The sequence below is a fragment of the Variovorax sp. Soil_C_12 genome (assembly GCF_057657375.1).
This window is the reverse complement of the sequence record NZ_JBDGIO010000003.1, coordinates 722,107-736,426: the sequence shown is the minus strand read 5'-3', so window position 1 is coordinate 736,426 and position 14,320 is coordinate 722,107. Positions and strand designations below refer to the sequence as shown.

Genomic DNA, 14,320 nt, shown 5'->3' with positions numbered 1-14,320 from the left:
GCCATCCAGAACGTCCTTGTCGTGTGCGTCGGCAACATCTGCCGCAGCCCGATGGCGGAAGCCCTGATGGCGGCGGAGCTGCCCGGGGTGCAGGTCGCCTCGGCCGGCCTGCAGGCGCTGGTCGGCCATCCGGCGGACCCCACGGCCTGCGAGCTGCTGGAAGAGCGCGGCATCGACATCGCAGAGCATCGGGCGCAGCAGCTCGATCTCGACCTGTGCCAGCGCGCCGACCTGATCCTGGTGATGGACCGCGAGCAACGCCGCGCGGTGCAGGAACGCTTTCTCTTCGCCTCCGGCAAGGTATTCCGCCTCTGCGAGTTCAGCGACGAGGACGTCCCCGATCCCTACCGCGCTGATCGCGGCGTCTTCCAGCACTCGCTCCGGCTCATCGAAGGCGGTGCCAGGCAGTGGGCCCAACGCATTTCAAGAGTATCCAGTTGATGACTTCCTCAATCATTACCAAAACGAATCCCTCCCCGGCAAGCGCGGCGGACGAGGAAGACCTCGACCTCGGGCGTTACATCGACGTCCTGGTCTCGAACAAGTGGCTGATCGCGGCGATCACGCTCGTCGTGTTCCTGATCGGCGCGACCTACGCCTTACTGGAGCGTCCGGTCTACGAGTCCAACATGGTGATCCAGGTCGAGGACGTCGAACCCGGCGGCAAGGGCATCCTGGCCGAGGCCGGCGGCCTGGTGGACGTGAAGACGCCGGCAACCGCCGAGATCGAGATCATCCGTTCGCGCATGATCGCGGGCCAGGCGGTGGAGGCGACCAAGCTCTACATCGTGTCCGCGCCCCGCTATGTGCCCTACATCGGCGGGTGGCTGGCGCGGCGCGCCAATGGCCTGTCGGATCCGGGCTTCCTCTGGCTGAACGGCTATGTGTCGGGCACGGAACGCATCCTCGTGTCGCAGTTCGACGTGCCGACCTCGATGGAAGGCGGCCTGTTCACCGTGACCGCCGCGGGGAACAACCAGTACACGCTGGACTATCCGGGCATGCAGCAGATCAAGGGCACGGTCGGCACGGCGCTCAAGGCCGACACGCCCGAGGGCCCGATCTCGCTGCAGATCGACACCCTGGCCGGCAAGCCGGGCGCGCTGTTCAACCTGTACCGCTACGCGAAGCTGCCGACCACCATCGGGCTGCAGTCCAGCCTCAACCTCAGCGAGCGCGGCAAGAACTCCGGCATCGTCAACGTGATGCTGCAGGACACCGACCCCTTCAAGCTGACGCGGGTGCTCAACGCCGTGGGCGACCAGTACGTCAAGCAGAACATCGAGCGCAAGGCCGCGGAGGCACAGAAGACCCTGGCCTTCCTGGACGTTCAGCTGCCCCTGTTCAAGAAGCAGCTGGAAGCCTCGGAAGAGGTCTACAACCGCTATCGCAACCAGAAGGGGACGGTGGCCTTCAGCGAGGAAGCCGCGCTGATTCTGGGCCAGTCGGTCGACCGGCAGACCAAGCTGCTGGACGCCCAGCAGCGACGGCGCGAGCTGGAGTCGCGCTTCACCTCCGCGCACCCGGCGGTGCAGACCCTCGACAGCCAGATCTCGGCGCTGAGGTCCGACATGGGCAGTATCCAGGAGCGCATCAAGGGCCTGCCGGCGATCCAGCAGGAAGCGGTGCGCATGGAGCGCGACGTCAAGGTGAACACCGAGCTCTACCAGTCGCTGCTCAACAACGCGCTGCAGCTGCGCCTGGTGAAGGAGGGCAAGATCGGCAACGTCCGCGTGCTCGACGAGGCGGTGGTGCCCAGCCAGCCGGTCAAGCCGAACCGCAAGGTGATCATGGCCGCCGCGCTGGCGCTGGGGCTGTTCCTCGGCATCGTCGCGGCCTTCGTTCGCAGCTCCTTCGTCGAGCAGCGCCTGCGCGACCCGCACGAGGTCGAGGCCGACACCGGCCTGCCGGTCTTCTCGACCATTCCGCTGAGCCCCTCGCAGGCCGCCATTGCGAAGCGCCGTCTCAGCGGCGCGACCGGCGTTCGCCTGCTCGCGATCGAGAACCCTGACGATCCGGCTGTGGAAAGCCTGCGCAGCCTGCGCACGGCGATGCAGTTCGCGATGCTGGAGTCGCCCAACAACCGGGTGCTGATCAGCGGGCCCACGCCGGGCGTCGGCAAGAGCTTCGTGACAGCGAACTTCGCCGCCCTGATGGCCGCCGCCGGCAAGCGCACCCTGCTGATCGACGCCGACCTGCGCCGCGGCCACACGCACCAGTACTTCGGCCTGCAGCGCCACGGCGGCTTGTCCGAGCTGATCGCGGGCAGCCTGACGGTGCAGCAGACCGTGCACCGCCAGGTGGTGCCCAACCTCGATTTCCTCGCCACCGGCCAGCTGCCGCCGAACCCGGCGGAACTGCTGGTGTCGGACTCGTTCAAGACCACGCTGGAGCGCCTGTCCGAGCAGTACGACCTGGTCGTCATCGACACGCCACCGGTGCTGGTGGCGGCCGACACATCCACCGTGGCGGCCCATGCGGGCACGGTGCTGCTGGTGGCGCGCGCCGACCAGTCCACCATGGGCGAGCTGAAGGAGAGCACGCGCCGGCTCGCCATGGGCGGCAAGGCCGCCACGGGCGTGCTGCTCAACGCGATGGACCTGGGCCGCCGCACCTTTGCGCCTTACAAGTACGGGCGCTATCGCTACACCAGCTACAACTACGAGAGCATCCTGCCCGAAGAGCAGTAAAGCAAAAAAAGCCGGGCTCGACCCGGCTTTTTCTTGCGTGATCGGGGAGGCTCAGTGCCGGGCCGCGCAGGCCAGCAGATCGCGCTCGAACTGGGCCAGCACGGCGTCGCGATCGAAGCGCGCCTCGGCCACCTCGCGCGCCTTCAGGCCCAGCTCGCGCCGGCGCTCGGGTTGGGTTGCCAGGGAGAGCACGGCTTCCGCGAAGGCCTTGGCGTCGTCCGGCGCCACGGCGATGCCGCATTCCGCTGTCACCTGGCCAAGCTCGGTCTCGGGGCGCGCCCCGGCCACCACCGGCCTGCCGCTGCTGAGCATGCCGGTCAGCTTGGAGGGCATCACCAGATCCGCCGCATCGGCGCGCTGGGGCAGCAAATGGATGTCCGCCAGGCCGAGAAAGTCGCCGAGGCGCTCGACCGGTTGCAGGTCGAGGAAACGCACGTTGGCCATCGATTCGCAGCGCTTGACCAGTTCGGCGCGGCCGGCGCCGTTGCCGCAGAACACGAACTCGAGGCCGGGCTGGTCCTTGAGCATCAAGGCCATCTCGGCCAGCAGCTCCAGGCCCTGCTTGGCACCCATGTTGCCCGAGTACAGCGCCACCACCGCGTCGGGGCGGATGCCCAGCTCGGCGCGGTAGGGGCTCGCACCTTGCAGCGGCTGGATCGCCGAGACGTCGGCCCAGTTGGGCAGGGAGACCAGCCGCGCGTCCTCGGTGCCTTTGCTGCGCGCGCGTTCGAGCATGCGCTGCGAGATGGTCGAGATGCGGTCGAAGCGGCGCATCAACCAGCGCTCGGCCGCCGCGACGAAGGCACGCGTGCGCGCACCCTTGAGCAGCCCCAGATCGAAGGCCGCGTCCACCTCGTAGTCCTGGATGTGCAGCCAGGCCTTGGCCGAGCGCAGCCGCGCGAAGGCCAGGGCCGCCGGCGTGCAGAAGAGCGGGGGTTCCGTCACCCAGACCACATCGGGCTTCCAGTGCCATTGGGCGAGCAGCGCCGGCACGCTGCTGGCGGCGAAGCTCGCCAAGTGCAGGAGACGCTTCATGCCGGTCACCTTGCGCGGCACCCACAGCGGCGTGCGCAGCACCTGGGCGCCCTGCCATTCATGCCGGGTGTAGCGCCCTGCGTGGTGGCCGGGCCGGACCTTCCAGTCGGGGTAGTAGGGCGGGGCCGTCACCACGCGTACCTCGTGCCCGTGGGCGGCGAGCCAGGCCACCATCTCGCCGGTGTATTTGCCGATGCCGGTCAGTTCGGGCGCGAAGTTGATTCCGTAGACGAGCAGTTTCATGAGGCAGGCGCTAGGCGATGTGCGGGGCGTGCGCGCGGATGATGTCCACCAGCGTCTCCGCCACCTGCTCCATGCGGAAGCGCTGCTCGAAGGAGCGCAGCGCGGCGGCGCGCATCGCGTCCAGCTCGGCCGGCGTGGCGGCCAGCCAGCGCTGCAGCAGGGCCGTGGTGCCTTCGAGCGTGTCGGACTCGACGAAGCCGGCGTGGTCCTCGGCGATCTCGCGCCAGATGTTGACCTTGTCGCTGATCAGCACGGGCCGGCTGCAGGCCATGGCCTCCACCACCGCGATGCCGAAGTTCTCCTGGTGGGAGGGCAGGCAAAACACCTCGCAGGCATGGAAGGCGCCCCACTTGAGGTCGCCCGACAGCATGCCCGGCCAGCTGATGCGCGCGGCCAGGCCCAGGCTCTGGGCGCGGGCTTGCAGCTGTTGCGTGAGTGCTTCGTCGCCGGGGCCGGCCATCACCAGGTGGACCTCCGGCGACGTCGCCGCCACGCGCGCGAAAGCCTCGATCAGCAGGTCACAGCCCTTCTTCTCGTGGATGCGGCCGAGGAACAGCAGCAGGCGCTTGTTCCGCAGCTCGGGGTAGGCCGAGAGAAACACCTCCGAGAGGCGCCCCGCATCGCGCGGCGGCGTACTGGTGCCGTAGGAACCCACCACCTCGCGGCAGCGATAGAGCCAGAACGACTGCCGGGCCAGCAGGCGCTCTTCCTCGCAGGTGAAGACCACCGCGGACGCATCGCGCAGCACGCGGTATTCGCCCCAGGGCCAGTAGAGCCACTTCTTCAGGTGCTTGAGCGGATAGCGGCGCTTGAACCACGGGTCCAGCATGCCGTGGCTGTAGACGAAGTAGGGCGTGCCCGAGCCGTGCAGCGCGCGCCGGGCGGCGAAGCCGACGTACTGCCAGAGCCCGTTGACGATGACGGCGTCATAGGCGCGGGCATGCGCCTTCAGCCACGGCAGCAGGCGCTCGTTGTAGCCGTAGCTGGAGACCGAGGGGCCGGTGGCGACCACCGGGCCCGGATAGGCGCTCACGCAGGGCGCCTCGGGGCTGTCCAGGCTCACCACGTCGCCCGTGTGGCCCATGGCCGCCAGCGCGTCGTGGATGCGCCGCACTCCCTCGATGACGCCTCCGCCCTGGGGATCGACGGAAGGGACCAGATGCAGGAGTCTCACAGTCGCGAGGCACGCGGCGGAAAGATCTCGAGCCTCGGGTACCGGAATACGAGGAGCGCGTAGGCGAGCATGAGCCCCAGCAGGGCATTGGCGGTCAACTGCCCGAGCGCGGGCCAGCTGACCACCGCCAGCGCGGTCGTCAGCCACACCAGCAGGGCGTAGGGGGAGTTGGTGCCGATCGAGATCTTCAGGCTGCGCGTGACGCCGAGCGCCAGCACCAGGTACTTCACGCCGATGTAGGCGAAGCCCAGCAGGCCGCCTTCCATCAGGATGCGCCCGCCTTCAGCCTCCGCGAGTGCGAAGACATCGGCGGAGCCGGTGCGCACATAGGTGGCGAGGTTGGAGCCGAAGCCCACGCCATAGCCCAGCCAGCTGATGAGGTCGAGCACCCAGGGCTCGCCGAACAGAACCGTGAGCACCCGTTCGGTGAAGTTTTCCGCGGCGGCAGCCTGCTCGAAGCGCGTCTGCGTGACGCCGATGGCGTCGCGGAACACGTAGGCGAAGAGGGCGGTCAGCAGGCCGATGACCACCACGGCCGCTGCCGCACCCACCTTGTTGCGCGCCTTCGAGAAGAGCAGCCGGCCGACCAGATAGGCCGCCAGCAACCCCGCCGAGGTGATCGCCGCCGTTCTGGAGCCGCTCACCAGCGCGCCGGCAGCGAAGGCCGCGAACAGCGCGAGCGTGAACAGAAGCTGGAACTTCGTGCGCTTGCGCGCGCCCAGGAAGCCGAACACCAGGGGCGCCACCATGGTCAGGTAGGTGGCATAGCCCGATGTGAAGCTGAAGGTGCCGGTGGTGCGGACCACGCCCACCACTGCGACGAACACGCTTTCCTCGTCGCCATCGATCTGGGTGTTGATGCGGGCGCCGGGCGGCGAGTAGTGCTGCACCACCGCCAGCGGCGCCAGCAGAAGCATGACGAGCGCGGCCGCCTTGAGGGCGGCCCGGTAGTCCGCCTCGTTCATGGCCGCCGCGGCGGCGACCGCGAACCAGATGTAGAGCAGCCAGAAGCGCAGGCCGATCACGAACACGACGGGGGTGCTCTGGCCGCCGACCAGCTGCAGCAGCCCCCAACCCACCACCACGCAGGTCCAGGCCAGCATGGCGGCGGTGATCTTGTTGTGCCGCCTCAGGTGGCCGTGCCGCCAGGCGTAGACGACGAGCATCAGCGCCAGCATGTCGCGCAGCAGGATCAGGGGCAGGGTGGACGCGGACGACACCCATTTGCGCACCGAGCCCTCGAACACGACGATCAGGAAGACGGCGAGAAAGAGCTTTCCCGCGCGGCTCAGCGATACCGCGCGGCTGGATGCGGGTGCCTGCACCGTGGTATGCGCAATGGCGCTCATAAGGTGAGCTCCGCGCGACGCACTGCGGTGCGCGCGCCTTCTGGCGGCCGGGCGGCGTTCATCGCGAGTTCGCGCAGCGCCGCCACATGGGCGTCGACGCGATGCGGCTCGTACCACTTGCGCGCCTCGCGGCCCACGCTGCGCGCATCGATCGTGGCCGCCTCGAGCGCGCTGAAGCCGCGCGCGTAATGCACGTTGGCGGTCAGGCCGTCATGCTGGCCGTAGTCCTTGGCCAGCAGGATGGGACAGACGGCATGCGCGCAATAGGCCGCGAAGATGCTGCTCTTGGACACGTAGTCCGGAGGATAGGCCAGCACGCCGAAGTCCGCCTCGGACAGCGCCGCGCTGACCTGCTCGGCTGCGAGCTTGCCGTGCGCCACCACGCCCTCGTGCGCCATGCGTTGCGATAGCAGGCCTTCCGGCATCGCCGGACCGATGTCGTGGATCTCCAGGCCGCGGCGCTTCGCGCTGCGAAAGATCTCGCCGTCGGCCCACTCGTAGACCTGGGCCCGGATGCCGGCGCTGCCGAACACGACCAGCCTGCGCCGGCGCTCGGTGTCGATCGCGTCGGGCTCCCCGACATTCGAGAACACGGGCAGCACGCGATGCGGTGTCGACTTCGACTGCGTCAGCAGCCAGCGGGCGGCGTCTTCGCGGTTCGTCAGCCAGAAGTCGGACAGCAGCAGGAGCTCGCGTGCGATGCGTTGCTGGACGCCGCTCAGCCAGAAGGCGGAGCCCCACGGCGGCCCGGTCGCGAAGAGCTCATGGAAGACCACGCCGACGGCCTTGAACTGCGTGCGCAGGCCGCGGATCCGTCGGACCAGCCACAGGGGGATGCCGCGCTTCTCGAAGCCGTAGCCGCTGAAATGCAGCAGCACGAAGTCGCCGGAGAGCGTGGCGGTGTCGGTGTCGTGTGTCAACTCCATCAGCGGCGCGTGGAGCGGATGGCCCACAGCGGACGCATAGTCTCGCACACCGCCCGTGCCGGGCGGTATGAGGGAGAGCGAGGAAGCGTTCATGCAGCGCCGCGGCAGAAGCCGACTCCTCAGGAAGGAACGAGTTCTTCGCTGCGGAAGTCCTCGTAGGCGCGTGCCACGCCTTCGCGCAGGCTCGTCTCGGGCTTCCAGCCGAGCTCGCGGATGCGCGAGATGTCGAGCAGCTTGCGCGGCGTGCCGTCGGGCTTGCTGGTGTCGTAGCGGATCGCGCCTTGGTAGCCCACCACATCGCTCACCAGGCTGGCGAGTTCCGCGATCGACAGGTCCTCGCCGGTGCCGACGTTGATGTGGCTGGTGGTGGTCTCGGTATGGGCCGCGTAGGCTTCGCGCGACAGATCCATCACGTGCACACAGGCGCGAGCCATGTCGTCGACGTAGAGGAACTCCCGCTTGGGCGAGCCGGTGCCCCAGATGACCACGGCGGGTGCATCGGCGAGCTTGGCTTCGTGGAAGCGCCGGATCATGGCCGGCAGCACGTGGCTGTTCTCCGGATGGTAGTTGTCGCCCGGGCCGTAGAGGTTGGTGGGCATCACGCTGCGGAAGTCGCAGCCGTACTGGCGGTTGTAGCTCTCGCACAGCTTGATGCCGGCGATCTTGGCGATCGCGTAGGGCTCGTTGGTCGGCTCCAGCTTGCCGGTCAGCAACGCGTCCTCGGCCATGGGCTGGGCTGCGAGCCGTGGGTAGATGCAACTCGAGCCCAGGAAGAGCAGCCTGCTCACGCCGGTGCGCCAGGCCTCGTGGATCACGTTCGCCTCGACCATCAGGTTGGAATAGATGAACTCGGCCGGATAGCTGTTGTTGGCATGAATGCCGCCCACCTTGGCCGCGGCGACATACACCTCCTGCGGCTTCTCCTCGGCGAAGAAAGCGCGGACCTGCGCCTGGTCCGTCAGGTCCAGCTCGGCATGGCTTCGGGTGATGAGGTTGCTGTAGCCCTGCTCCCCCAGGCAGCGCACGATCGCACTGCCGACCATGCCGCGGTGCCCCGCCACGAAAATCCGCTTCTGAAACTGGCTCATGAAATATCGACTTTCCGCGCAGGATGGGAGAGAGACCGGAACGTTCGGAGACGAAACGCTCAGGCCAGCTTCTTGACGATCGCGCCGACTGCCGCGTCCTCGAAGCGGACGATGTCATCCTCGCCGAGGTAGCCGCCGGTCTGGACTTCGATCACTTCGAGCACCGTCTTGCCCGCATTCTCCAGCCGGTACTTCGCGCCCACGGGAATGTAGATCGACTCGTCTTCCTTGACCAGGCAGGCCTCGCCATTGCACAACACCCGGGCCGTGCCCTTCACGACGACCCAGTGCTCCGCGCGATGGTGGTGCATGCGCAGTGCCAGGCGAGCGCCGGGCTTGACCGTGAGACGCTTGACGGCGAAACGATCGCCATCGTCGACGCTGTCATAGGCGCCCCAGGGGCGCGGGATGCGGCGGTGGCGCGTGGCCTGACTGTGGCCTTGGGTGGTCAGCAGTGCGACCGCGTCCTTCACCTGTTCGGCGAACTCCGCGTGGGCGACCAGCAATGCGTCCGGCGTGTCCACCACCAGCAGGTCCTTGGTGCCGAGCGCCACGACGGGGCGGTTGGGCGCGTAGATGAAGGTGTTGGTGGCGCCCATGGCGAAGCCCTGGCCGCTGATCCGGTTGCCGTGCTCGTCCGCCTCGTGCAGGTCGGCGACGGCATTCCAGCTGCCGACATCGCTCCAGCGGCCCTGGAAGGGGAGCACTGCGACCTTCTCGCATTTTTCGAGCACCGCGTAGTCGATGCTCTGGCTGCGGCAGCGGCCGAAGGCGGTGGCGTCCATGCGAAGGAAGTCGCCATCGGCGTCGACGGAAGCGGTTGCCTCGCGGCAGCTCTGCAGGATATCGGGTGCGTGCTGCTCCAGTGCTGTGATCAGTACCGAGGCCTGGACCAGCAGAATCCCGGCGTTCCAGAGATGGCCGCCTGCCAGCAGCAGCTGCTCGGCGTGCGCGGCGGCGGGCTTCTCCACGAAGGCGGCCACCATGTGGCCGGCGTCCTCGCCGAGTGAGGCCGCGAGCGGCTCGCCCTGGCGGATATAGCCATAGGCCGTACTCGGAAAGCTGGGCTCGACGCCGAAGGTCACGAGATGGCCGGCGAGGGCGGCGGGTACGCCTTTGCGGATCGTCGCGACGAAGCGCTCCGCGTCCGGAATGTGATGGTCGGCCGGCGCGAACAGCAGCAGCTGGTCGGGCTCGGACAGGAGGGCGACGGCGGCCATGGCCGCTGCCGTGTTGCGCGCCACCGGCTCGAGCAACTGCTGGCCGCGGACATCGGCGGCCTCGATGCTTTCCTGCACCAGGAAGCGGTGCTCCTCCGCGGCGACGCAGGTCACCTCGGGGTTCAGCAGCCGCAGGCGTTCCAGCGTGAGGACCAGCAGGTTCTTGTTATCGATCAGCGGGACGAATTGCTTGGGCAGCGTCTTGCGCGACAGCGGCCAGAGACGCGTGCCGCTGCCGCCGCAAAGGACGATCGGACGAATCATGCTTACCTCGACCCGTCGCCGGTGATCACGGTGCGCACCGTCTTCAGCAGGATCTTGATGTCCAGCCAGAGCGACCAGTTGCTGACGTACTCGACGTCGAGCTCGACGCGCCGGGCGTACGACAGCCTGTTGCGGCCGCTGACCTGCCATAGGCCGGTGATGCCGGGGCGCATCGCGCAGTAGTGCTCCCAGCCTTTGCCGTAGAGGCTGCGCTGGCGCTCCATGCAGGGGCGCGGGCCCACCAGGCTCATATCGCCCTTGAGCACGTTCCAGAACTGCGGCAGTTCGTCAAGGCTCAGCTTGCGGATGAATACGCCGATCGGCGTGATGCGCGGATCCTTCTCCAACTTCTGGAAGGTGTCCCATTCGGTGCGCGCCATGTCGTTGCGGCTCAGGAACTCGTCGAGCACATGCTCGGAGTTGCGCACCATCGAGCGGAACTTGTAGAAGCGAAAGCGCTGTCCACTGGCCCCAAGGCGGTGCTGCCAGAAGTGCACGGGGCGCCCCATGCTGATGCCGACGCAGAGCGCCACCAACAGATAGAGCGGGCCGAAGAGAACGAAGAAGGTCAGCGCGCCCACGATGTCGATCGAGCGCTTCGCTGCGCGCTCCAGCGTGCTGAGCTTGCGCGGTTGCACGTACATGGGGGACGCGGAGGGGCCGCCGCCCCCGGGGGTGTAGCGTCGAACCACGTTGCCATGTGCGGTTGAGTCGGAACGAAACATTGAAATACTCCCCCGGTGACGGGTGTTTACTGCTCAAGCTCTCTTAGCGTGCAGTGTAACGCTTTACTACTATTCGCAAGAATTTGAACACAAGACGAGCCGTTTGTCTTGTGAACAAAAGACGTACATCGCTCACCAAACGGTGTAATCTCCACCCTCTGTCGAGAGCTTCACCGATATTTTGATGCGATGCAGCATTTCGAAGCAGAGTGTAGTTCTTTCGTATGACAACATGTTAACGCGCATTGACGTTTGCCTGTTGTTTACAAACGCCGATTCCGCGTTTTGTGACTTAGTTAACCGGTTTCTTGCTGTTGCGGTGCAGCATGCATGGACTATGCCGGCGTGAACCAGAAAGAATTACACCGGCGCATGTAGGACAACACCTGCAAATGCGCCTCCCGGGGTGGGGTGTGAACCGCGGGTTCAGCGGGGCATTCCGCCTTCCAACGCAACAAAGCAAAAAGGCCGCGCCAGCTCTGGCGCGGCCTTTCTGAGGGCCGCCCTCGGCGGGTGCCGAGAGGGAAACGGAGGCGCCTCGCCTCCTGCGCAGGGTCTGTTACTGGCGCACGCCGACCTCGCGCGCAGGCTCTTCAAACGGCAGCACCGTGCTGCCGAGGTCGCGACGCGTTTCGACCAGGATCAGCGGGCCTTCGTCGAGCACGATGGCCGGCGGCCGCTCACGCGGCACGTGGACCTGGCGGGGTTCCGCCGCGATCGCCGCGCGGACCTCGGCCACGCGCTCCGCGTTCGAGTTCACCCATTGCAGGCCGGAGCCCACGGCGATCTGGGCGAGTTCATCCAGCGGCAGTTCGTAGGCCTGGACCTTCGGTAGCGCACGGGAGCGCGGCGCCGGTGCCTCGACGACGATGGGAGCGGAGGGCGGCGCCGTGGGCCGCTCGGCACGCGCCTTGGGCAGCGCATCGAGCTCCGCGGGGCTGTTCGCGTCGGCCGCTTCGAGCGGCAGCGCCGCAACGCTGCCGGCCTCGGCTTCTTCAGCGCGCGGGGCGCGTTCGCGACGGTCGCGGCCATAGCGGTCACGCGAACGGCCACGGCGCTCATCGCCGTCGCGGCGCGGCGCGCCTTCCCCGTTCGCCGCATCTGCTGCGCTCTCGGCAGCCAGGGGTGCTTCTTCCGTGGTGGAGGTTTCGGTCGTGCGTGGCGCCCCTTCGCCGCGACGTTCACGCCGGCCTTCGCCGCGCTCGCCGCGGGGAGCGCGTTCTTCGCGGCCGCTGCGGGCGCCGAGTTCGGCCTCCGGCTGGGCGGCATCGCTGCCGGCCTCGCGCACGGCGTCGGCGTTGCGTTCGCCGCGCTCACGGCGCTCGCCGCGTCCGCGCGGCGCGCGTTCTGCCGGGGCCGTGCCCTCGTCGCCCGCGATGCCGTTCAGTGCAGGCGCTTGCGCGTCGAGTTGGACCTCGGCGTCGACCGGCGTCTGGCGCGGCTCGTTGTCGCGCCGCTCGCCACGGCCACGGCGCTCGCCGTCGCGCGGTGCGCGTGCCTCGCGGGGTTCACGCGGCTCGCGGATCTGTGCGTCGTTGCGCGCTTCGCCGCGCGTTTCGCGTCCTTCACGACGCTCGCCCTCGCGACGCTCGCCGCCCTCACGACGCTCGCCAGAACGTCCGCCTCGGCGTTCGCCATCGCGGCCACCCCGGCCTTCGCTGCGTCCGCCGCGGCGCTGTTCGCCTTCGCGCGCGGTGCGCGTTTCGCCATCGCGACCGCCGCGGCCGCCTTCACGGCGCGGCTTGGGCGCTTCGACGGGAATGACCGCCGGTGCAGGCGCGGGCGCCGGCGGCGTCGCGCCGAACAGGCGCTTGATGAAGCCGAAGAAGCCGGCCTCGGCCGGTTCCGGGGCCGCAGCGGGCCGCGGCGCGACGGGCGCGGGCGCCGCCACTGGCGGGTGCGCCGCTTCGGGCTTGGGGGGCACCACCGGTGCCGGCGCATCGGGAAGCACGCCCTTGATCACCGGCGTCTGACGGTTGGTGGGTTCCTGCGAGCGCCGCGTGACCGAGGTCGGGTCCTCGATCTCGTCGGCCATCTTGTAGCTGGCTTCGATGTGATCGAGGCGCGGATCGTCGTGCTTCAGGCGCTCCAGCTTGTAGTTGGGTGTCTCCAGCGTTTTGTTGGGGACCATCAGCACGGTGACGCGCTGCTTGAGCTCGATCTTGGCGATCTCGGGGCGCTTCTCGTTGAGCAGGAAGGAGGCGACTTCGACCGGCACCTGCACGTGCACGGCGGCCGTGTTGTCCTTCATCGACTCTTCCTGAATGATGCGCAGGATCTGCAGCGCACTCGATTCGGTGTCGCGGATGTGGCCCGAGCCGCCGCAGCGGGGGCAGGGGATCGAGGAGCCTTCGGAGAGGGCGGGCTTGAGACGCTGGCGGCTCATCTCCATCAGGCCGAACTTGCTGATCGAGCCGAACTGCACGCGCGCGCGGTCCTGGCGCAGCGCGTCGCGCAGGCGGCTTTCGACTTCGCGGCGGTTCTTCGACTCGTCCATGTCGATGAAGTCGATGACGATCAGGCCGCCCAGGTCGCGCAGGCGCATCTGGCGCGCCACTTCATCGGCGGCCTCGAGGTTGGTGCGGGTGGCCGTCTCCTCGATGTCGCCGCCCTTGATGGCGCGCGCCGAGTTCACGTCGACCGAGACCAGCGCCTCGGTGTGGTCGATCACGATCGCACCACCGCTGGGCAGTTGCACCGTGCGTGCATAGGCCGACTCGATCTGGTGCTCGATCTGGAAGCGGCTGAACAACGCGGCGTCATCGCGGTAGCGCTTCACGCGCTGTGCATGTTCCGGCATCACGTGCGCCATGAACTGCTGCGCCTGATCGTAGATGTCGTCGGTGTCGATCAGGATGTCGCCGATGTCGTGGTTGAAGTAGTCGCGGATCGCCCGGATCACCAGCGACGACTCCTGGTAGATCAGGAAGGCGCCCTTGCCGCCCTTGGCGGCGCCGTCGATCGCGGCCCACAGCTTGAGCAGGTAGTTCAGGTCCCACTGCAGCTCGGGCGCCGAGCGGCCGATGCCCGCGGTGCGCGCGATGATGCTCATGCCCTTTGGGTACTCGAGTTGGTCCATCGCCTCCTTGAGCTCGGCGCGGTCGTCGCCCTCGATGCGCCGGCTGACACCGCCGCCGCGCGGGTTGTTGGGCATCAGCACCACGTAGCGGCCGGCCAGCGAGATGAAGGTGGTCAGGGCTGCGCCCTTGTTGCCCCGCTCTTCCTTCTCGACCTGGACCACCAGTTCCTGGCCTTCCTTGATCGCGTCCTGGATGCGGGCCTGGCTGGCCGACACGCCCTCGGCGAAATACTGCTTGGAGATTTCCTTGAACGGGAGGAAGCCGTGCCGGTCCTCACCGTAGTCCACGAAGCAGGCCTCCAGCGACGGCTCGACGCGCGTCACGACCGCCTTGTAGATATTGCCCTTGCGCTGCTCGCGCCCTTCGATCTCGATCTCGTAGTCGAGGAGCTTCTGCCCGTCGACGATGGCCAGGCGGCGTTCTTCTGCCTGCGTGGCGTTGATCAGCATCCGCTTCATGATGCGTTTCCTTTGTCGTGTCTGTCGTTCTCACCGGTCCATGACGGACCCACGATGCACGGACGACG

The 14,320-nt window shown here is 67.8% G+C and carries 10 protein-coding genes; 2 read left to right on the top strand and 8 right to left on the bottom strand.

The annotated features are described in order from the left end of the window. Positions 1 to 3 precede the first annotated feature (3 nt). Both AC3A6X_RS12295 and AC3A6X_RS12290 read left to right on the top strand, forming a co-directional pair. Complete coding sequence (locus AC3A6X_RS12295; protein ID WP_487842441.1) at positions 4 to 441, top strand: low molecular weight protein-tyrosine-phosphatase; 438 nt, start codon at positions 4 to 6, stop codon at positions 439 to 441. After that, positions 441 to 2,690 carry a polysaccharide biosynthesis tyrosine autokinase gene (locus AC3A6X_RS12290; protein WP_487842405.1) on the top strand — a complete coding sequence of 750 codons (2,250 nt, stop codon included), beginning with the start codon at positions 441 to 443 and terminating at the stop codon, positions 2,688 to 2,690. The genes AC3A6X_RS12295 and AC3A6X_RS12290 overlap by 1 nt, the downstream gene beginning before the upstream one ends. Positions 2,691 to 2,741: 51 nt before the next feature. Here the strand turns inward: AC3A6X_RS12290 and AC3A6X_RS12285 are convergent, their stop codons facing one another. The 8 genes from AC3A6X_RS12285 to AC3A6X_RS12250 all read right to left on the bottom strand — a co-directional run bounded on the left by AC3A6X_RS12285 (position 2,742) and on the right by AC3A6X_RS12250 (position 14,252). After that, positions 2,742 to 3,968, bottom strand: a complete 1,227-nt coding sequence (locus AC3A6X_RS12285) for a WcaI family glycosyltransferase (RefSeq protein WP_487842404.1) — start codon at positions 3,966 to 3,968, stop codon at positions 2,742 to 2,744. Between the two features lie 10 nt (positions 3,969 to 3,978). After that, positions 3,979 to 5,142: a glycosyltransferase gene (locus AC3A6X_RS12280; RefSeq protein ID WP_487842403.1), complete on the bottom strand. Its 1,164-nt coding sequence runs from the start codon at positions 5,140 to 5,142 to the stop codon at positions 3,979 to 3,981. Next, positions 5,139 to 6,491 (bottom strand): hypothetical protein, encoded by a 1,353-nt coding sequence (locus AC3A6X_RS12275; RefSeq protein ID WP_487842402.1) that lies wholly within the window; start codon positions 6,489 to 6,491, stop codon positions 5,139 to 5,141. The genes AC3A6X_RS12280 and AC3A6X_RS12275 overlap by 4 nt, the downstream gene beginning before the upstream one ends. Continuing rightward, positions 6,488 to 7,510: a hypothetical protein gene (locus AC3A6X_RS12270; protein ID WP_487842401.1), complete on the bottom strand. Its 1,023-nt coding sequence runs from the start codon at positions 7,508 to 7,510 to the stop codon at positions 6,488 to 6,490. The genes AC3A6X_RS12275 and AC3A6X_RS12270 overlap by 4 nt, the downstream gene beginning before the upstream one ends. Before the next feature lie 26 nt (positions 7,511 to 7,536). Beyond that, complete coding sequence (fcl, locus tag AC3A6X_RS12265; RefSeq protein WP_487842400.1) at positions 7,537 to 8,505, bottom strand: GDP-L-fucose synthase; 969 nt, start codon at positions 8,503 to 8,505, stop codon at positions 7,537 to 7,539. A 59-nt stretch (positions 8,506 to 8,564) separates the two neighbouring features. Continuing rightward, positions 8,565 to 9,989 (bottom strand): mannose-1-phosphate guanylyltransferase/mannose-6-phosphate isomerase, encoded by a 1,425-nt coding sequence (locus AC3A6X_RS12260; protein WP_487842399.1) that lies wholly within the window; start codon positions 9,987 to 9,989, stop codon positions 8,565 to 8,567. A gap of 2 nt (positions 9,990 to 9,991) precedes the next feature. Continuing rightward, complete coding sequence (locus tag AC3A6X_RS12255; protein WP_487842398.1) at positions 9,992 to 10,633, bottom strand: sugar transferase; 642 nt, start codon at positions 10,631 to 10,633, stop codon at positions 9,992 to 9,994. A gap of 640 nt (positions 10,634 to 11,273) precedes the next feature. Continuing rightward, entirely contained in the window at positions 11,274 to 14,252 is a 2,979-nt protein-coding gene (locus tag AC3A6X_RS12250) for an Rne/Rng family ribonuclease (protein ID WP_487842397.1), read from the bottom strand. Positions 14,253 to 14,320: the final 68 nt, after the last annotated feature.

Coding starts and splice junctions, on each gene's coding strand:
- AC3A6X_RS12290 (WP_487842405.1), top strand. CDS start 441: ATGACTTCCTCAATCATTACCAAAACGAATCCCTCCCCGGCAAGCGCG.
- AC3A6X_RS12285 (WP_487842404.1), bottom strand. CDS start 3,968: ATGAAACTGCTCGTCTACGGAATCAACTTCGCGCCCGAACTGACCGGC.
- AC3A6X_RS12275 (WP_487842402.1), bottom strand. CDS start 6,491: ATGAGCGCCATTGCGCATACCACGGTGCAGGCACCCGCATCCAGCCGC.
- AC3A6X_RS12270 (WP_487842401.1), bottom strand. CDS start 7,510: ATGAACGCTTCCTCGCTCTCCCTCATACCGCCCGGCACGGGCGGTGTG.
- fcl (WP_487842400.1), bottom strand. CDS start 8,505: ATGAGCCAGTTTCAGAAGCGGATTTTCGTGGCGGGGCACCGCGGCATG.
- AC3A6X_RS12260 (WP_487842399.1), bottom strand. CDS start 9,989: ATGATTCGTCCGATCGTCCTTTGCGGCGGCAGCGGCACGCGTCTCTGG.
- AC3A6X_RS12255 (WP_487842398.1), bottom strand. CDS start 10,633: ATGTACGTGCAACCGCGCAAGCTCAGCACGCTGGAGCGCGCAGCGAAG.
- AC3A6X_RS12250 (WP_487842397.1), bottom strand. CDS start 14,252: ATGAAGCGGATGCTGATCAACGCCACGCAGGCAGAAGAACGCCGCCTG.